Consider the following 16590-nt stretch of genomic DNA (forward strand, 5'->3'; position numbering starts at 1 on the left):
ATGGCCAGGGCTGGTCAGTCCATCACGGCCTGGCCTGATCAGTACCTGTAGTTCATGCCAACTGCCAGCAGGTACGAAGACTCGTCGTAGAAGGTGAGGTTGGATTGGGTGTCGCCATAGCCGGCGAAGGAAATGAACGACCAGTCTTCCCATCCCATGAATTCCGCGTATTCGTAGGCAGCGAACAGGCTGAACTCGTCATCCGAACGCTTTTTATTGAACAGCGTGCTTGCGCTGTCATAGTCCCGGCTGGCGAACCCCGCCGTTAACACCAGGCTTTGCCTGCCCAGAAGATTGACCCAGCTGACTTCGGCACCATAAGAGTCGAAGCTGTCGGCGCTGCCATCGGCGTCATGTTGGATAAAAATGGCAGACGGTGTGACGAAGCTGGTGGGCGATACAGTGAATCGGTAGCTGCCTTTCGCGTAGTAGCTTTCGGCATCGCGGGCCAGATCCGTGCCGGCGTTGAGGTCTTCCTCCACATCTGTGGTGGCGTAGGCAAGATCGAGGCTGAAGCTGGATCCCGAGATGCTGTCCAGCTTCAGGCGGTAGGCATTGCCTGTAACGTCCGTCTCTTGTCTGGCGGTATTGAGCTGATAGGGATTCTGCCAGGTTTCTCCGGATATCACAGTCGGTAAAAAGGAAACATCGACAACGGTGCCGGAGCCGAGTTGGTGTTTATATCCAAGCTGAACGGCCAGTGTGCCGACGGCAATATCTTCCCGTTTGGTACCAAAGTAGATTTGCTGCCCCAGTTCCTTGCCAAAGGTGTAGGCAATATTGCCCAGTGGCGCTATCAGGCTTTCTGATTCATTTTGGGCCTTGTTCTCAAGGGATGTGATGGTTGCATTACCGTCGGTATTGAAATTGGAGGCTGAAGACGTAACAACTGCATTCAATGAAACCTCCCCGCTGATGCCTTGCTCGGGAGCCAGCTGCGCGTAACCAGGCAGTGCGATGACCAGGGTGGAAAGTGCCAGATACCTTTTCATTTGAAAGCTCCGAGAATCATGGAGTGGGCAGGCGTTATGGAGGCACGACCTCTGTAATGCTGTATTTACGAGTAAACATGGTCCTGTGGTTCAGCGAGACGATGACGACGGCAATCAGCGCAAACAGATAGGTGTCGTAGGGCTGGGCATCGGGCCAGGCGGGATTGATGAGCATGAAGTGAAAAAGTGCGGGGAGGAAAATGCTTCCCCCGGACGCATTGAATAGTGGCGTGACAATAACGCTCAGGGCGATGGTGCCGGTGAAGAAAGGCAAAAATGACCAGGCGCTTTGCTCAGTGCCGCTCAACAGGAAGGCCGGTGTGTGCCAAACGCCCCAGATGACGCCGATAATGAGGGCCGCCCAGATCGGGGCCATCCTGCGCTGGAGCAGAGGTAGCGCCAAACCACGCCAGCCAAATTCCTCGACCGGGCCTTTGATCGCGATGAGAAAAAGCGCGACCAGGAAGGATGAAGCGGAGGCGAAAGGAAAGGCCATCTCCGAGAGATTCCCCCTGAGGAGTGAGCCTGCAAAGAACACCAGGGGGACTCCGAGCAGAAGAAAGACATACCATTGCCATGAACAGCGCCAAAGGAGGGCACGACCAAGATGCCTGCGCATTCCTTCCTGGCCGGACCATCGGAAAATCACAATGAATGCCGAGATGGCCGGCGCCCAGACCGCAAGGTAGAACAAAGGGTGCCGGCCGGTGATTTCACCGAACAGCCCAACCATGGTCTCCGGGAGAAAGATGAAGGCAGCCAGGATTCCCCAGGCGATGCCGAAGGTAAGGGCCAGAAACAGTGCCATCGACCGAAACGGGATGGCATCGGGTTGCATGATTTTAGCGGGTGAAGGCATCGTCTGGAGTCCCGGATATGGGCGCCTGCGGAATCAAGCGGTCCCACTCAACAATGATAATAGCCGGGTTAACCAGCTATGTTTCAAGTCTCAACGCCGTTGTGATCTTCGTGGGTCTTGTGTTCTGGGGCTGGCTCTGGGGGCGAGTCGGTCTGTTTCATCAGCTCCATGCCCCCTTGCATCAAAAGGGTTCTGAGCCGGGGATCTGATTCGTGTGCGAGGCCAACTGCGAACGCTGCCAGGGCCGATTCCAACGGATTTTCCCGGATCAACTCCCGTAGCTTATCGATACCGGATGTCGTTCCCGCAGTTTTCCCTATGCTGCTCTTTGCGGAGGAGCGCCTGGTAGTCATGCGCCAGAAGAAGACGGCCAGCAGGAGTGCACATCCGGAACCCACCACCGCCATGGCCCCGGCCTGCCCCAGATATGGAGATAGCGACAGGATGGCAGCCTGGATCAGGAGGTAGAACCCGGTAATCAGAAGGGCGGTAAGCAAAACCAGCGCGAGTATGAATCCCGTGACCGCGGCAACGGCTTTGCGAACCGCATCCTTCATTGGTGCTGAGTCAGGCATGGTCAGCGATCGAGCAACTTACCAACCAGAACACCTGCCAGGAACATGATCACGATACTGAGGAACGGCCGCTCCTCTATCTTGTGCTCAACCTCGTTAACCGCCTTTGCACCGGTGTCCTTGGCCCGGTTCATCGCATCGTTGCCGGTTTTCCTGACCTGATCAAACGCCTCATGACCCTCCCGGAGAATCTCGTCCCGGAGGTTGCTGATATTGCTTTTCTGACTCTCGGTTACCGAGCGGGTCAGATTGGCCAGGTCCTCACGGAGCTGCTTCAGATCCTGCTGAAGTTGCCTGTATTCGTCCTGGCTGGATTTGGTTTCCATTTTCCGTCTCCTGAATCAAGGGGTTTACCGTTCCATTGGCGAGCCGATGCTGATGGCATTCGCTAGATTTTTGGACCTCTGCCTCGCAGGGCGTTAACCACCAACGACACAACCAGCAATACCAGGAAGATGAAAAACAGTATCTTCGCAAAGCCGGCAGCAGTCCCTGCGATACCGCCAAAACCGAGAACACCGGCGATGATTGCAATGACCAGACATATGACAGCCCAATAGAGCATTTCCTATCCTCCTTCCATGGGTGCATTTTAAGCATGGCACGCGGCCCGTGTGTGCGCAATTTTTAGCCAGGTAGGTTGACGGACGGTAACCGGGCATCCATCCGGGAATGCTTTCCGGGACCAGTGATCTGACCTTTTTAAGTTCTGTCCCTACTGCATTTGCAGAGAATTTCCCGAAGAGTCAGTGCCGCGGATTATTTTTATCAGAGTACGACTCTTCATCCGATGAGTTCTCATCGGATGTCAGGTAGTAATCCTTCTCTTCGAAGGTCTTCACCTCAGGATCTTCAATGCTGTTTTTGCGACGGCCCCGATAAAGCCAAAATGCCACAATGGCGCCGATAATGATCAGTACGATCCATTTCATGTCCGTTTCCTCGGTTCTTGGTCCTTAATCACTTTCTGCTCAAGGCCCGGCAACAATGTCAGGCCTGCAGTCATCAGCAGCCGGGGTAAGTGTTGGTCTTACGAAAGAGAATAGCAGTTTGGTGTCCGTGGGCGAGGAATGAGCGTGAGAAGCAAGTCTGCCCCGGTTTCGAAGCACGCATCGCATCTCAAGGGATAGGCATCGGTCGTCTCCAGGGATGGAACAGTGCAAGCCAGAGATACTTCAGGTACCAAATACCAAACGGGTAGCTCCCCCTGTCCTGCGGCGCCAGTAGCTTGACGAGATCAAAATGGTTGGTAAATGCATGACTTGGCGGCCTCACAAAAACCGACTCGCCACCGATGTGAGACATGATGGACTTGGCCACGTGGGCATAGGCCCAGGGCGTCGAGGTATTGGTGTCGAGCACGCCCGGTGCCAGCAGGAAGAGGTTGGGAGCGTCGGCGGAGAGGAAGCGCGAGTAGCAGCGACTGCTGATCTCATTGAGGTTTCTTGCCTTGTTAAGTACTTCCAGGCCGAGGAAACCGAAGTCAACACTGTATCCGGTACCCCAGAGCAGCAGATCGGTTTCCAGTTCTTCGCCGCTTGAAAGCTTGATAGTCTTGCCGCTCAGTGAACTCACTTCGCCGCGATGGCGTTCAATCTGGGCAAAGTTTTTGATCATGCCCGGCCGGCCCGGGATGAGCTGGTCGTGACGGATGTCGAAATCGACCTCTGGCATGACCTCGTTGATACCCGCTTTCGCGTACCTCGCCCGCAGATCCTTGTTGGACAGTCGATGGAGCATGCTCGCCGGCAGGCAGAGCATCTGGTATCTGGCCAGGACCCGCATGTCGGTGCCAAGGTGTTTGGATTGGCGCGTCGGCCGCATCCACTTGGTGGAACGATAGATCCAGGCGACACTGCGCGCGCCGTGGGCGAAGCAGAGATCCAGAAGATCGTACGCGGAAGCACCGCCTCCCACCACGGTGACTCGCTTGTCTCTCAACTCTTCGGGATCGGGTAAGGCGGAGGAATGATACTCGAGAATCGAGGAGTCGATCCGTTCGACCTGTGGGACGACGGGGCGATTGTGTCCACCGGTGGCGGCGATAAGCCACTTCGCTTCGTGCGTTGCTGCATCTGTGGTTATATGCCAGCCGTTTTCGCACGGCCGGGCACTTGTCACGGGCGCATTCAGGCGGATATAGGGGGATAGTTTAAAACGCTCGGCCCAGGCTTCGATGTTGCCCAGGATGTTGGGCTGGTCCTCGCCTGCGAGCGGGAGGGTGCCAAGTGTCCAATCCTCCTTGCGGAACTGGATGTCCTGCCAGGAAGGGAGGTCGCGCCATAGGCCTCCGATGCGCTCAGCGCGCTCCAGAAGCAGCGCGTTCAGCCCGGCGTCTTTGGCATACTTCAGACAGATGACGCCGCCAATGCCCCCGCCCACGATAATCAGATCGAGGCCTTCCTTGGTGTCCATTGGGTGCTCCTGCAAATGCGGTGGCATCCCGAAGAGGTTAGGGGGTGATCGACGCATTGCGTTCAATTATCAAGCTACACCCACCTGACCCCCAGCGCCAGCATTCCCCCGCTTCCTCGCTAAATCCGGCTAACAATTCCGCCGTAGTCCTCAAACAGTCTAATAACCCGCTGGTGTTCCCGCTGGAAGGGCGCAGGATGGATAGAGGAGCCTTACGGGGCAAGGAGATGGTTATGACTACATTACAGCAAGGAACGATAAACACCTTCAGAGGGCAGTTCGGTGGCCCTGTGTTTGAGCCGAAAGATGCCGGGTATCACGAGGCACGTCAGATCTGGAACGCCATGATTGACCGGAAGCCGGCGCTGATTGCCCAGTGCCATTCGGTGGAGGATGTGGTGGCCGCGGTCAACTTCGGGCGCGATCAGTCGATGTTGGTTTCGGTCAAGGGCGGCGGGCATAACATCGCGGGCAACGCGGTGTGCAACGATGGCCTGATGATCGATCTGTCGCAAATGAAGGACGTTGAGGTTGATGTTGAGAAACAACGGGCCTTCGTGGGGCCCGGCTGCACACTGGCAGATTTTGACGCGGCTGCCCAGGTGCATGGGTTGGCGACGCCGCTGGGTATCAATTCCACAACGGGCGTCGCAGGCCTGACCCTGGGGGGCGGGTTTGGCTGGCTCAGCCGGAAGTTCGGCATGACCGTCGATAACCTGATTTCTGCAGACATGGTAACCGCCGATGGGCGCCAGACTCGCGCCAGTGCCACAGAGAATCCGGACCTTTTCTGGGGCACGCGGGGTGGTGGCGGTAACTTTGGCATTGTTACCCGGTTTGAGTTCCAGCTGCACCCAGTAGGGCCGGAGTTGTTGAGTGGGCTGATGGTATTCCCGTTCAAGCAGGCCCGGTCGGTGCTGACGCAGTTTGCGCGTTTCACGGAAATCATGCCCGATGAACTGAATGTGTGGTTGGTGATTCGCCATGCGCCACCATTGCCCTTCCTGCCTGAATCGGTTCATGGCGAGCCGATTGTCGCCCTGGCAATTTGCTACGCCGGGGACCCGGAAGTCGGCGAACAACTGATTGCGCCTCTGCGTTCGTTCGGCGACGCGCACGGAGAGCATGTCGGTGTTCAACCCTACGCCAACTGGCAACAGGCGTTTGACCCACTGCTGGCGGACGGTGCGCGGAATTACTGGAAGTCCCACAATTTCGTAAAGCTGACCGACGATGTGATCCGCGTTGCGCTCGAGTATGGGGGCAAGCTGCCATCGCCCCACTGTGAGATCTTTATTGCCTCGATTGGCGGCCAGACCGGCCGGGTGGCGCACGACGCCATGGCCTATTCCAGCCGTGACGCAAACTACGTGATGAATGTGCATGGACGCTGGGAAACACCCGGGGAAGATGAGCATTGCCGCCAGTGGGCGCGTGCATTCTTTGACGCTGCCAAGCCTTATGCCAGCGGTGGCGCTTACATCAACTTCCTGTCCCATGATGAGACTGACCGGGTCGAGTTTGCCTACGGGGCGGCCTACAAGCGGCTGGTGGAGGTCAAGCAGAAGTATGATCCGGAGAATCTGTTCCGGGTGAATCAGAATATTCGGCCTCGTTAGCCGGCACTTCTCGAACAGGGAGATGCGGGGGGAGACATGCCTCACAAGCCTAAGGCGTTGCCGAGCGGTTTGGTCTGGCTCAGGGTAACGGCAACAGTCCTGGCCTGGCTCCTGGTGGTGGTTTTTATTCACCGGCTGACTCACGTCTATCAATACGAGCTTGTGGAGATGCTGAACCTCCCGGTGTTGAGAGTGGCAGCCACAACACTGCTGCTCACCGCGCTGGTCTATTTCATCGCCCTCAGTTTGCCATGGCTACCAAATCCCCGAGCCCACAGCGTTTGCATGGTGTTCGTGTGGGTGACGCTTCTGGTTCTCGGGCATTCCCTGTCACATATGGGATTCCATGATGCTCAGGCTATGTTGTTGACGATGCGGGATGCGCTGGGGCCCATCACCATCGTTTTGTTAGTGATTTTGTACGGCCTGGTGCTGGCGATGCCGTTTCTCCCGGGGGTTGAGTTGGGACTGCTCATCATGGCGGTCTTCGGCCCTGCCGGTGCATTGGCGGCCTACATGGCGACCCTCGGCGGGCTGATGCTGGCGTATGGAGTAGGGCGGGCGCTTCCCGAGCATGTCGTTGTGAACTGGCTGGGGCGCATAGGTGTCGTTCTGCCACGCGGTGGGACAGCAGCTGCGGCGGATCGTATCAACGCGCCAAAGGCTATGGCGTTATCCCCACCGCGAAGACTGGCAGCAACCTTACTGAAACACCGTTATTTGTCGCTGGCGGTGTGCCTGAACTTTCCGGGTAATGCCGCGCTTGGCGGGGGTGGCGGAGTTGCACTGCTGTGCGGCGTCAGCCGGCAGTTTAGCTGGCGTGCCTTTGCTTTTACCTTGGCAATTGCCATATCGCCGGTGCCGATTCTTGTTTTGGCTGGTCTGCTGAGCACTGAGCCATTGATGGAGCATCATGGATTTCTCCACGATGGACTTACGCACATTGAGAGGCTGTTCGTTCATGACTGACCTTTTTGAAGAGGCTGATCATGTCGTGGTACCGATTTGTTTTTTAATAGCTTACTACTACGATTGGTAGAATCGGCGCGAGTAATCGTATTCGTTGCCTCCCGCTAGCGCCATTTCTATAATCGCTGGGCGGTCCGCTGCCTGATTGCCGTTTGGTGATCCGAACAACTCAAATAAGAAGGAATTTGCTATGTCGAAACGTCGCTCACTTCTGGCTGCCGCTGTGGCGGCTACGTTCCTGTTCAGTGGCGCTTCCCACGCCCAGTATAAGGATGAATACACCGTCTCGACGGTTTTGCCGTCTGCCTTCCCCTGGGGCCAGGCTGCTGACAAGTGGGTGGAGTTGGTGAACGAGCGCTCTGACGGGCGCATCAATATGAAGATTTACAGCAACTCCCAGCTGGTCTCCGGCGACCAGACCAAGGAGTTTTCTGCCATGCGTTCCGGGCTGATCGATATGGCGGTCGGTTCTACCATCAACTGGTCGCCCCAGGTGCCGGAACTGAACCTGTTCTCACTGCCGTTCCTGATGCCCGATTACGCTGCCATTGATGCCATTACCCAGGGCGAGGCGGGCGAGGCGATCTTTGCCGCCATCAAGAAGCGCGGTGTGACCCCGCTGGCCTGGGGCGAAAACGGTTTCCGCGAGTTGTCTAATTCCAAGCTGACCATTGATGAGCCGTCTGACCTGGACGGGCTGAAGATCCGTGTTGTCGGTTCTCCGCTGTTCCAGGATACGTTTACTGCCCTGGGCGCCAACCCCACCCAGATGAGCTGGGCCGACGCCAAGCCGGCACTGACCACCGGTGCCGTGGATGGCCAGGAGAACCCGTTGTCGGTGTTTGACGTGGCGCGTATCGATCAGGTTGGCCAGAAATACCTGACCCGCTGGCATTACATGGCGGATCCGCTGGTGTTTGCCGTCAGCAACCAGGTGTGGGACCAGTTCTCCCCAGAAGATCAGGCCCTGCTGAAGCAGGCGGCCATTGATGCCGGCCAGTGGGAAATCGAGAAATCCCGAGATGAAGTGGACGAGACGCTCGCCGCCATCAAGGAGCGCGGCGTGGAAGTTACCGAGCTGACCCCGGAACAGCGCGACGCCTTCAGAGAGGCTACCAAGTCCGTCTATGAGCAATGGAGGTCACGTATAGGCGAGGACCTCATCAAACAGGCACAGGACGCTGTCGCCAACCGCAACCAGTAAGTCAGACCTGCCCACGCGCCCGCCAACATCGGCGGGCGCTTGTTCCATAACGGAGTTTTCATGCCGTCCCGTTCTCCCAAGTTTCGTCCTGAGGCCTGGCTGGCCACCATTGCCATGATTGCGATCTGCGGGATTAGCCTGGGCAACGTGATCGTCCGCTACGCGACGGATGCATCGTTCGCCTTCACCGAGGAGTTCTCGGTGTTCTGTCTGGTGGTGCTCACCTTTGCGGGGGCGGCGGTGGCCGCGCGCCATAACCAGCACATTCGCATCGAGCTGATTGAACACTACCTGCCACCGTGGGCGTGCAAAGTGGTTTTTGTACTGCAGTGGCTGGCCGGTATCACCGTTGTGGGCATCATGACCTGGTACGGCAGCACGTTCGCCTGGCAGGAATATCAGTGGGAATCCCTGTCACCGGGGTTGGGGTTGCCCAACTGGATCTATGTGATCTGGCTGCCGCTGTTGTCCGTGGCCATCATCATCCGCATGACCCAGAACCTGATCGACCGCCTGCGGGGCAAGACAGATCCGGAGGCGATTCATGAGTCCTGATCTTTTGATGGTTGCCAGCTTCCTGCTGGCCTTGATCATGGGCGTACCGGTGGCCATTGCCCTGGGGGTGGGCGGTGTTGTCGGCATTGTGGCGGGACTGCCTCCCGCCATGCTGGGCACCTTCGGCACCAATACCTACAACAGTGTGGCCAAGTACCCGCTGATTGCGATTCCCCTGTTTATTCTGACGGGTCTGATCTTTGAGCGGGCGGGTGTGGCCGCTAGCCTGGTTCGTTTCGCGCAGGCGATTATTGGCCCCCGGCACGGGGGGCTGACGGTGGTCGCGGTGCTGGTGTGTCTCATCATGGGTGGCATGAGCGGCTCGGGACCTGCCGATGCCGCGGCGGTGGCGATGGTGATGTTGCCGAGCATGAAGAAGGCCGGGTATCCGCAGCCGTTCTCTGCCTCCCTGATTGCGGCCTCGTCGTCCACGGCGATTCTGATTCCGCCTTCCATTGCGTTGATTCTCTATTCCATTGTGGTGCCCGGAGTGGATCTTCGGGCGCTGTTTGCGGCCGGGCTGTTCCCCGGCATTCTGGCGGGCGTGTCTCTGCTGGCGCCGGCCTTGTATTTTTCCAGGAAGTACCGCTGGGAAGATCCGGAAACCGTCGAGCGCCCGCCGTTCTGGCCCAGCTTCAAGGCAGCCCTGCCGGCGCTGTTTGCCCCGGTGATTATTCTCGGCGGGCTTCGTTCGGGGCTGTTCACTCCCACGGAGGCTGCCGTCGTTGCGGTGACCTACGGGGTGGTGGTCGGTTGCCTGCTGTACCGGAATCTGGGCCTTCGGGACCTGTGGAATCTGATGACCGAGGCGGCCGTTACCTCCGGGGTGGTCATGTTCATCATTGCGCTGGCTGGCATCTTCGCCTGGGCGGGCACCACCCTGGGTACCTTCCAGCATTTGGCGGATGCGCTGCTGTCACTCTCTGAAAACGGCTGGGTACTGCTGGGTCTGGTGATGATTCTGGTGCTGATTGCCGGCATGTTGCTGGATGCGATCTCCATTTACCTGATCCTGATCCCGATCGTGCTGCCGCTGATGAACCACTTCGGCTGGAACCCGATCTGGTTTGGCATTCTGCTGGCGATGAATATCGCCATCGGGCAGTTCACGCCACCGGTTGCCGTTAACCTGATGGTAACCACCCGTATTGCGAATATCCGCCTGGAACACACCATAGGCTGGTCGCTGGTCTTTATCGTGGCTATGGCCTCCAGCTTGCTGTTGGTGATGCTCATGCCGGGCATTGCGCTGTGGCTGCCGGAGAAGCTTGGTTATGTGGTGGGGACCTGGTAGAAGCAATGAGCGCACCCAATTACCTGTGCCGGTTTCGGGTTTCCTGAATCCGTGAAGACCGTAAGTCGGGTTGGACGTTTAAATACTTAGAGTTCAAAATATCTGCGTTTCCAAAAAGGGAGGTACATTTTCCAACCAGCTGCCGATGCATGCAGCTACAGGAGTCCTCACATTGGGTGACGTAGTCAAAGACGATTATCAGACCGATTACGTGGCCGGGCAGGATAATATCGCCCGGTTCGGTTTCGATATTCACAACATCGTTTTTCCGTTAACTGCCTTTCTGATTGTCGCGTTTGTTGTTGCGACACTGATTTTCCCCGCCGGAGCGAAGGAACTGCTCGATAGTGCCAAGAATGGCGCCATTGAAGTGTTCGACTGGGGGTTCCTTCTCAGTGCCAACCTGTTTGTGCTGCTGTGTCTGGCACTGATCTTTATGCCCGTGGGCAAGATCCGGATTGGCGGTATTGATGCCAGGCCCGAGTTTTCCCTGCTGTCCTGGTTTGCGATGCTGTTCGCCGCCGGCATGGGCACGGGGCTCATGTTCTGGTCTGTTGCCGAGCCGGTGGCCTATTACACCGATTGGTATGGAACGCCGCTGGGGGTAGAGCCGAACACCGCAGAGGGTGCCCGCCTGGCGATGGGGGCGACCATGTATCATTGGGGCCTGCACCCCTGGGCGATTTACGCGATTGTCGGCCTTTCGCTGTCGTTCTTTGCGTTCAACAAGGGCCTCCCGCTGACCATCCGCTCCGCCTTTTTCCCTCTCCTTGGCGACAAGGTCTGGGGCTGGCCGGGCAATGTCATTGATACTGTGGCCGTTCTGGCGACGATCTTCGGGCTTGCCACGTCACTTGGCTTCGGTGCCCAGCAGGCAGCCTCCGGGATTTCCTATCTGTTTGATATCGAGAGTGGCCTGAACGTCCAGATCGGCGTGATCGCGGGTGTCACCGCGGTCGCAACTTTCTCTGTTATCCGGGGCATCCACGGTGGTGTGAGGTTGCTGAGTAACGCCAACATGGTGATGGCAGGGCTGCTGCTGGTGTTTGTGATATTCGCCGGGCCCACCCTCGCTATTTTTCAGTGGCTCTGGGACACAACCGCCTCTTACGCATCAAACATGTTTGCCCTGAGCAACCCCTTTGGTCGTGAAGAGGATACCACCTGGTTCCATGGCTGGACTGTATTCTACTGGGCGTGGTGGATCTCCTGGTCACCGTTTGTGGGCATGTTCATCGCCCGGGTATCCAGGGGCCGCACGGTGCGCGAATTTGTGACGGCGGTGCTGATCATTCCCACCATCATCACCGCGTTCTGGATGAGCGGCTTTGGCGGCACAGCGCTTGAGCAGGTCCAGAACGACGTGGGCGTGTTGGGTTCTAAGGGCCTGACAGAGGTATCTCTGGCCATGTTCCAGGCGCTGGAGAACATATCGCTCTCGGCGATCACCTCGTTCATCGGCATTACCTTGGTGCTGACCTTCTTCGTGACTTCTTCCGATTCCGGCTCACTGGTGATCGACAGCATTACCTCCGGCGGCAAGACCGATGCACCCAAGGCCCAGCGGATTTTCTGGGCTGTGACCGAGGGCAGTATCGCCGGCGTGCTGTTGTTCGTGGGTGGCGAGCAGGCCCTGAATGCCTTGCAGGCGGGTGCCCTGAGTGTCGGGCTGCCCTTTACCCTGGTGCTTCTGGTGATGAGTTACAGCCTGTTCAAGGGCCTTCATCACGAGCGCCGGTTGCTGCTGGCCGAGGGTAGAGCGTGATCGCAGAGAACCTTTTCCGTTTTCTGCCTGAGTGACTTCCGGGCCCTGACTCCGGCGATGGCCGGACGGGCCCGGTTAGCTCCGATGGTGCACGGAATGTGCGTGGTGTTTAAGGTCTTTGATAATCTCGGGCACCTTGAAAGGAAGCAACTTCCGGATCGCGTGCAAAAGATAAATCGCAAGGTTCATCTTCTTGTACCAGAGCACGCGGCGAATCTTTTCCTTCATGGGGCGGTAGCCCTCCATGTACAGCTCGTCCACACATTTGGCGTTGTTGGTGAGGCTGTATTGGCTCAAATCGAGCGGCACCACGATGTCTGCGTTTTTCAGCTGCTTGCGGGTATTGAAATCGATGCCGATGTTGATGGCATTGGTGATCACATCAAATGTGTCGTGCGGTTTCGGGTAGCGGCTGACATGGCTCAGATCAATGGCCACGGTAATACCCGCGCCCATGCTCTCCAGTGGCGAAATCGGGACATTCTCAACCAGCCCTCCGTCCACCAGGGTCCGGCCATCCACTTCCACCGGCACAAACAGACCAGGCACCGCCATGGATGCGCAGACGGCGTCTGCCAGGTTCCCCTTTCTGAAGACCAGCTGTTCACCGGTTTCGATGTCCGTCGCGCAAATGGCCAGCGGAATCCTGGCATCCTCGATCCGGCAATCCCCCAGATCCCGATGGATCATCGCCCGGATGTTATCGGTACTGAACAGGCCGCCGCGTTCGAAGGTGAAGTTGATGATCTTCGACAGGTTCAACGTTGAACAGATCGACAGTATGGACTCTGCCGGGCGGCCGAAGGCGTAGTAACTGGCAATCAGCGCTCCGGCACTGGTGCCCGAAATGCAATGAATCGGGATCTGCTCTTCCTCGAACGCCTTCAGGACGCCAATGTGGGCAATACCCTTGGCCGCACCGCCTCCGAGAGCCAGGCCAATGCGAGTGTTGAAGGGGTTGAGTTTCATGTGCGAGTGCCTGTGAATATGGTGGAGAGAATGTCGATCATGATCGTGTTCGGACTTTGCTATGGTTCGGGAGTTTGTTCAATACTATGCCGGTGATCAAGGAGCGGACTCCACACCCTTTGCATTGATCGGATGTTGGTTACTCGCGCTCTTAAGGGTAAGATCTCAGGCTGCATCGTCAGGGCGCGGATCGCCCGGTTGACGGTGATGCAGTATCAAGGATGACAGCTAACGCAAAGGATGCGACATGAGCAAAGCGATTGTTCTGCTCGGAGACATGGGCTCCGACCACGAGGGTTTTCCTCCCACTCCGGTGATTGCCGGCTCCCCCGATGTTCTCATTAATGGCAAACCCGCTGCCCGTGTGGGGGATCCGTTGGCACCTCATTCCAAACCGAAACACCCCCCGCATCCGCGCACGATTGCCGGTGGCTCCAGTACGGTGATGATTAATGGCAAGCCTGCAGCGATAACCGGCGGTGCGATTTCTTGTGGCGGGGTGACTATTGGTAGCGGCAGCGTTGTTGTTGGTGATTAACTTATGCTGATGACTCACCGGCCAGGGCGGGACTCGATGTCCACAACCTGCCCGTTTCGCAGGGTGACCACCTGCCGAAACTGATTGTCCGAGAAATCATATAACCACTCCTGAATCAGCACCGATTGCAGGGTTTGCCAGGTTTCCGAGCGTTTGCGGAGCGGAGGCGCCTGCCATTCCAGGCGTTTGGATATCGGCTCACCACATCGGGCGATCAGCTCGTGTTCGGTTTTGATATGCCTGAGCATGTTGGGGGTGCATCTGGGGGATTCGGAAGCGTGGAATCCGTACCCGAGGGTATCAACCCGGGCGAGCTTGCCGTTGCGAAAGACCAACCGTTGCATGAAGCGCTGGGGGCCGTGGTTGTAGTACCAGTGCGCCTCGGTTTGCACCACGCCCAGGCCGGGCACCGTCGCGCTGGGGTATTCCGCGACATAGTTCGGCGGCCCGCAGCTTTCCTCCACCTCGATGGGCCAGGCTCCGTCATTGACCAGGGAGCTGCCGCAGCGAAGCGCACCCTGGCTGGCCTGGGCCAGGGTGGCGAGGATGAACAGGGCGAGTAGTCGCTGAAGATTGATCATGGTCTGACTTTGCGCTGGTTCAGCCTTCCGATGCAATGTTACTTGCCCAACGGTTGAATGCCACAGAGCTCTGGCCCTGTTGTTTGTTGACTGTCTACTCAGGCAAAGTCGTATTCTCCACCTTTTTCGAGAGCACGTTGGTACGCCGGTCTGGCGTGCACCCGCTCAACCCAGGCGGTGATGTTAGGCCGGTTCTTGCCGACGATACCCCGAGCCACGGAGGCTTCCAAAGGAAAGCTCATCTGAATATCTGCCCCGCTGAGGTTCTCCCCGAGAAACCAGCTGTTTTTCGCCAGGTGGGCTTCGACGAAATCCAGGTGTGTCTTGATCATCGGACCGATGAAAATCTGATTGGTTTTGTCGGAGATGCCTTTTGCCACTGGCTTGATGAAAAACGGCATGGGGCTGGTTTTCACTTTTTCAAACACCAGGCGCATGACCAGAGGAGGCATCAGGGAACCCTCGGCGTAGTGCAGCCAGTAGGTGTAATCCAGCCAAGCCTGGCCACCGCCTTCCGGCAGCATAGTGTCTTTGCCATAGGTGTGGGCCAGGTATTCGATAATAGCGCCGGACTCGGCCACGACCAGATCACCATCGGTAATCACAGGTGATTTGCCCAGCGGGTGTACCTTCTTGAGGCTTTCCGGCGCCAGCATGGTTTCGGGGTCGCGCTGGTAACGCTGGATCTCGTAGGGCACGCCCAACTCTTCCAGCATCCAGAGTACCCGTTGTGAGCGGGAATTGTTCAGGTGATGAACCGTAATCATGCGCAAACTCCGTTCGCATCAAAAGAATGGATAGCCCTGAAGAGTAGTCTGCAAATGGCTTTTTGGTTCACCGCCATCGTGCTTTGAGTCGCATTTTGGGGAACCTGGATGCTCCTTTATGCTCTACGATTGAACCGGCAACGGTTTTCCGTTAAACCTTCCTGTCTTTCGAATTGGAAGTCAGCCCCCTTAACCCACAGAACCGGAGGTCAACCATGGCGGAATCATCTCTCAAGGAGCAACTGAGCAACGCGGTAAAAGACGCTATGCGGAGCAAGGATAAAATCCGGCTTACCACCCTTCGCATGGCCCAGTCTGCGGTCAAACAGATCGAGATTGATGAGCGTCGCGAGCTGAGTGACGAGGATGTTCTCAAAGTGCTGGACAAGATGCTCAAGCAGCGCCGGGATGCTGCCAGCCAGTACGATGACGCCGGTCGCGAGGAGCTGGGCGACAAGGAGCGGGCGGAAATGGTGATCCTTGAGGAATTCATGCCTGCCGCCCTGAGCGAGGATGACCTGGACGCCCTGATCCGAATGGCCATTAGTTCAACCGATGCCCAGGGCATGCAGGATATGGGGCGTGTCATGAACGAGCTGCGCCCGCAGGTACTTGGCCGGGTCGACATGGGGCATCTGAGCAAGAAGGTGCGAGCGGCGCTGGCGGCCTGATCGGTCGAGCCTGTGAAATGCGTTGTCTTTGCCCTAAGCTTTTAGCGAGATAGTTGCCAGCCCTGGCGGTTCGAGAAGCCTATGTCCGACAAAGAGCTACGCACCAAGTCCGATAAGCAGTCCATCGACCAGTTCATCAACGAGGTCCGCAAGCTGCCCAAGCATGGTGGCGGGCAGGGCAGGCTGATTTTTGCCCTGGATGCCACCGCGAGCCGGGAGGCGACCTGGGATCAGGCCTGCCATTTGCAGAGCGAGCTGTTCCAGGCGACCCGGGACTTGGGTGGGCTGGCCATTCAGCTTTGTTACTACCGTGGCTTTGGCGAGTTCAAGGCTACGAAGTTTGTGACCGAGACCGGTCAGCTGCTGAACCTGATGAACGGCGTTTCCTGCCGGGGTGGCCTCACCCAGATCAGCCGGGTGTTGGCCCACGCCGTTAAGGAAACCCGCGCAAAGCCCGTCAGGGCTGTGGTTTTTATCGGGGATTGTTGCGAGGAGACGGTGGACGAACTCTGCCATACCGCTGGAGAACTGGGCCTGTTGCGAACCCCGGTGTTCATGTTTCACGAGGGCGCAGATCCTCATGCAAGGGCAGTGTTCCAGCAGGTGAGCAAGCTTTCCGGAGGAGCCTACGCGCCCTTTGATCGTAATAGCCCTCAGGTTCTGAAGGATCTTATGGCCGCGGTTGCGGTCTATGCTTCCGGGGGAGCCAAGGCCCTGCAGGACTTCTCGAGCCGCAGCTCCCCGGAGGTCAAGCGCCTGACCCGGCAGATCAGATAGTGCTTGTCATCATCCACCGATGGGCTAATGGGTCCGGGGT

Annotated in this window: 19 protein-coding genes; 9 read left to right on the plus strand and 10 right to left on the minus strand. The window is 57.6% G+C overall.

Annotated features, from left to right (window positions below; genetic code table 11):
- Positions 1–38: 38 nt before the first annotated feature.
- From DET50_RS08320 to DET50_RS08350, 7 genes are all read right to left on the minus strand, one after another.
- Positions 39–992 (minus strand): DUF2860 domain-containing protein, encoded by a 954-nt coding sequence (locus DET50_RS08320; RefSeq protein ID WP_113862403.1) that lies wholly within the window; start codon positions 990–992, stop codon positions 39–41.
- A gap of 34 nt (positions 993–1026) precedes the next feature.
- Positions 1027–1851: a CPBP family intramembrane glutamic endopeptidase gene (locus tag DET50_RS08325; protein WP_113862404.1), complete on the minus strand. Its 825-nt coding sequence runs from the start codon at positions 1849–1851 to the stop codon at positions 1027–1029.
- Positions 1852–1934: 83 nt separating this feature from the next.
- Positions 1935–2426, minus strand: a complete 492-nt coding sequence (locus DET50_RS19420) for a hypothetical protein (protein ID WP_181799951.1) — start codon at positions 2424–2426, stop codon at positions 1935–1937.
- A gap of 2 nt (positions 2427–2428) precedes the next feature.
- On the minus strand, positions 2429–2752 hold the full coding sequence (locus DET50_RS08335) for an ElaB/YgaM/YqjD family protein (protein ID WP_113862406.1): 324 nt from the start codon (positions 2750–2752) through the stop codon (positions 2429–2431).
- 62 nt (positions 2753–2814) lie between these two features.
- Positions 2815–2991, minus strand: coding sequence for a DUF1328 domain-containing protein (locus DET50_RS08340; RefSeq protein WP_113862407.1), 177 nt, complete (start codon positions 2989–2991; stop codon positions 2815–2817).
- Between the two features lie 181 nt (positions 2992–3172).
- Positions 3173–3358 (minus strand): hypothetical protein, encoded by a 186-nt coding sequence (locus DET50_RS08345; RefSeq protein WP_113862408.1) that lies wholly within the window; start codon positions 3356–3358, stop codon positions 3173–3175.
- A gap of 187 nt (positions 3359–3545) precedes the next feature.
- A complete protein-coding gene (locus DET50_RS08350; RefSeq protein ID WP_181799952.1) occupies positions 3546–4841 on the minus strand; it encodes a flavin-containing monooxygenase in 1296 nt (431 codons plus the stop codon).
- Positions 4842–5074: 233 nt separating this feature from the next.
- Between DET50_RS08350 and DET50_RS08355 the strand changes: the two genes are divergently transcribed.
- The 6 genes from DET50_RS08355 to DET50_RS08380 all read left to right on the plus strand — a co-directional run bounded on the left by DET50_RS08355 (position 5075) and on the right by DET50_RS08380 (position 12247).
- Positions 5075–6460, plus strand: coding sequence for an FAD-binding oxidoreductase (locus DET50_RS08355; protein WP_113862410.1), 1386 nt, complete (start codon positions 5075–5077; stop codon positions 6458–6460).
- 36 nt (positions 6461–6496) lie between these two features.
- Complete coding sequence (locus DET50_RS08360) at positions 6497–7429, plus strand: hypothetical protein (RefSeq protein WP_113862411.1); 933 nt, start codon at positions 6497–6499, stop codon at positions 7427–7429.
- A gap of 190 nt (positions 7430–7619) precedes the next feature.
- Complete coding sequence (locus DET50_RS08365; protein ID WP_113862412.1) at positions 7620–8633, plus strand: DctP family TRAP transporter solute-binding subunit; 1014 nt, start codon at positions 7620–7622, stop codon at positions 8631–8633.
- Between the two features lie 60 nt (positions 8634–8693).
- Positions 8694–9188 (plus strand): TRAP transporter small permease, encoded by a 495-nt coding sequence (locus tag DET50_RS08370; RefSeq protein ID WP_113862413.1) that lies wholly within the window; start codon positions 8694–8696, stop codon positions 9186–9188.
- Positions 9178–10482 (plus strand): TRAP transporter large permease, encoded by a 1305-nt coding sequence (locus DET50_RS08375; protein WP_113862414.1) that lies wholly within the window; start codon positions 9178–9180, stop codon positions 10480–10482. Before DET50_RS08370 ends, DET50_RS08375 begins: the two co-directional genes overlap by 11 nt.
- 172 nt (positions 10483–10654) lie before the next feature.
- Entirely contained in the window at positions 10655–12247 is a 1593-nt protein-coding gene (locus DET50_RS08380) for a BCCT family transporter (protein ID WP_113862415.1), read from the plus strand.
- 75 nt (positions 12248–12322) lie between these two features.
- Here the strand turns inward: DET50_RS08380 and DET50_RS08385 are convergent, their stop codons facing one another.
- Positions 12323–13216: a patatin-like phospholipase family protein gene (locus DET50_RS08385; protein ID WP_113862416.1), complete on the minus strand. Its 894-nt coding sequence runs from the start codon at positions 13214–13216 to the stop codon at positions 12323–12325.
- 247 nt (positions 13217–13463) lie between these two features.
- Between DET50_RS08385 and DET50_RS08390 the strand changes: the two genes are divergently transcribed.
- Positions 13464–13754 carry a type VI secretion system PAAR protein gene (locus DET50_RS08390; protein WP_113862417.1) on the plus strand — a complete coding sequence of 97 codons (291 nt, stop codon included), beginning with the start codon at positions 13464–13466 and terminating at the stop codon, positions 13752–13754.
- 14 nt (positions 13755–13768) lie between these two features.
- On the opposite strand, the gene DET50_RS08395 is transcribed toward DET50_RS08390, so the two are convergent.
- Positions 13769–14335, minus strand: coding sequence for a DUF2845 domain-containing protein (locus DET50_RS08395; protein WP_113862418.1), 567 nt, complete (start codon positions 14333–14335; stop codon positions 13769–13771).
- Between the two features lie 98 nt (positions 14336–14433).
- Positions 14434–15102 carry a glutathione S-transferase family protein gene (locus DET50_RS08400; RefSeq protein WP_113862419.1) on the minus strand — a complete coding sequence of 223 codons (669 nt, stop codon included), beginning with the start codon at positions 15100–15102 and terminating at the stop codon, positions 14434–14436.
- A gap of 215 nt (positions 15103–15317) precedes the next feature.
- On the opposite strand from DET50_RS08400, the gene DET50_RS08405 reads away from it, so the two are divergent.
- Positions 15318–15773, plus strand: coding sequence for a GatB/YqeY domain-containing protein (locus DET50_RS08405; RefSeq protein ID WP_113862420.1), 456 nt, complete (start codon positions 15318–15320; stop codon positions 15771–15773).
- Between the two features lie 81 nt (positions 15774–15854).
- On the plus strand, positions 15855–16550 hold the full coding sequence (locus DET50_RS08410) for a VWA domain-containing protein (RefSeq protein ID WP_113862421.1): 696 nt from the start codon (positions 15855–15857) through the stop codon (positions 16548–16550).
- The last annotated feature ends 40 nt before the right edge of the window (positions 16551–16590 follow it).

Source organism: Marinobacter pelagius (assembly GCF_003315345.1).
GTDB lineage: Bacteria > Pseudomonadota > Gammaproteobacteria > Pseudomonadales > Oleiphilaceae > Marinobacter > Marinobacter pelagius_A.

What these genes read in the sequence shown, in the direction of transcription:
- DET50_RS08360 (WP_113862411.1), top strand. Translation starts at nt 6,497, where the DNA reads ATGCCTCACAAGCCTAAGGCGTTGCCGAGCGGTTTGGTCTGGCTCAGG.
- DET50_RS08400 (WP_113862419.1), bottom strand. Translation starts at nt 15,102, where the DNA reads ATGATTACGGTTCATCACCTGAACAATTCCCGCTCACAACGGGTACTC.
- DET50_RS08355 (WP_113862410.1), top strand. Translation starts at nt 5,075, where the DNA reads ATGACTACATTACAGCAAGGAACGATAAACACCTTCAGAGGGCAGTTC.
- DET50_RS08410 (WP_113862421.1), top strand. Translation starts at nt 15,855, where the DNA reads ATGTCCGACAAAGAGCTACGCACCAAGTCCGATAAGCAGTCCATCGAC.
- DET50_RS08340 (WP_113862407.1), bottom strand. Translation starts at nt 2,991, where the DNA reads ATGCTCTATTGGGCTGTCATATGTCTGGTCATTGCAATCATCGCCGGT.
- DET50_RS08345 (WP_113862408.1), bottom strand. Translation starts at nt 3,358, where the DNA reads ATGAAATGGATCGTACTGATCATTATCGGCGCCATTGTGGCATTTTGG.
- DET50_RS08395 (WP_113862418.1), bottom strand. Translation starts at nt 14,335, where the DNA reads ATGATCAATCTTCAGCGACTACTCGCCCTGTTCATCCTCGCCACCCTG.
- DET50_RS08370 (WP_113862413.1), top strand. Translation starts at nt 8,694, where the DNA reads ATGCCGTCCCGTTCTCCCAAGTTTCGTCCTGAGGCCTGGCTGGCCACC.
- DET50_RS08365 (WP_113862412.1), top strand. Translation starts at nt 7,620, where the DNA reads ATGTCGAAACGTCGCTCACTTCTGGCTGCCGCTGTGGCGGCTACGTTC.
- DET50_RS08325 (WP_113862404.1), bottom strand. Translation starts at nt 1,851, where the DNA reads ATGCCTTCACCCGCTAAAATCATGCAACCCGATGCCATCCCGTTTCGG.
- DET50_RS19420 (WP_181799951.1), bottom strand. Translation starts at nt 2,426, where the DNA reads ATGCCTGACTCAGCACCAATGAAGGATGCGGTTCGCAAAGCCGTTGCC.
- DET50_RS08375 (WP_113862414.1), top strand. Translation starts at nt 9,178, where the DNA reads ATGAGTCCTGATCTTTTGATGGTTGCCAGCTTCCTGCTGGCCTTGATC.
- DET50_RS08350 (WP_181799952.1), bottom strand. Translation starts at nt 4,841, where the DNA reads ATGGACACCAAGGAAGGCCTCGATCTGATTATCGTGGGCGGGGGCATT.
- DET50_RS08385 (WP_113862416.1), bottom strand. Translation starts at nt 13,216, where the DNA reads ATGAAACTCAACCCCTTCAACACTCGCATTGGCCTGGCTCTCGGAGGC.
- DET50_RS08390 (WP_113862417.1), top strand. Translation starts at nt 13,464, where the DNA reads ATGAGCAAAGCGATTGTTCTGCTCGGAGACATGGGCTCCGACCACGAG.
- DET50_RS08405 (WP_113862420.1), top strand. Translation starts at nt 15,318, where the DNA reads ATGGCGGAATCATCTCTCAAGGAGCAACTGAGCAACGCGGTAAAAGAC.
- DET50_RS08320 (WP_113862403.1), bottom strand. Translation starts at nt 992, where the DNA reads ATGAAAAGGTATCTGGCACTTTCCACCCTGGTCATCGCACTGCCTGGT.
- DET50_RS08335 (WP_113862406.1), bottom strand. Translation starts at nt 2,752, where the DNA reads ATGGAAACCAAATCCAGCCAGGACGAATACAGGCAACTTCAGCAGGAT.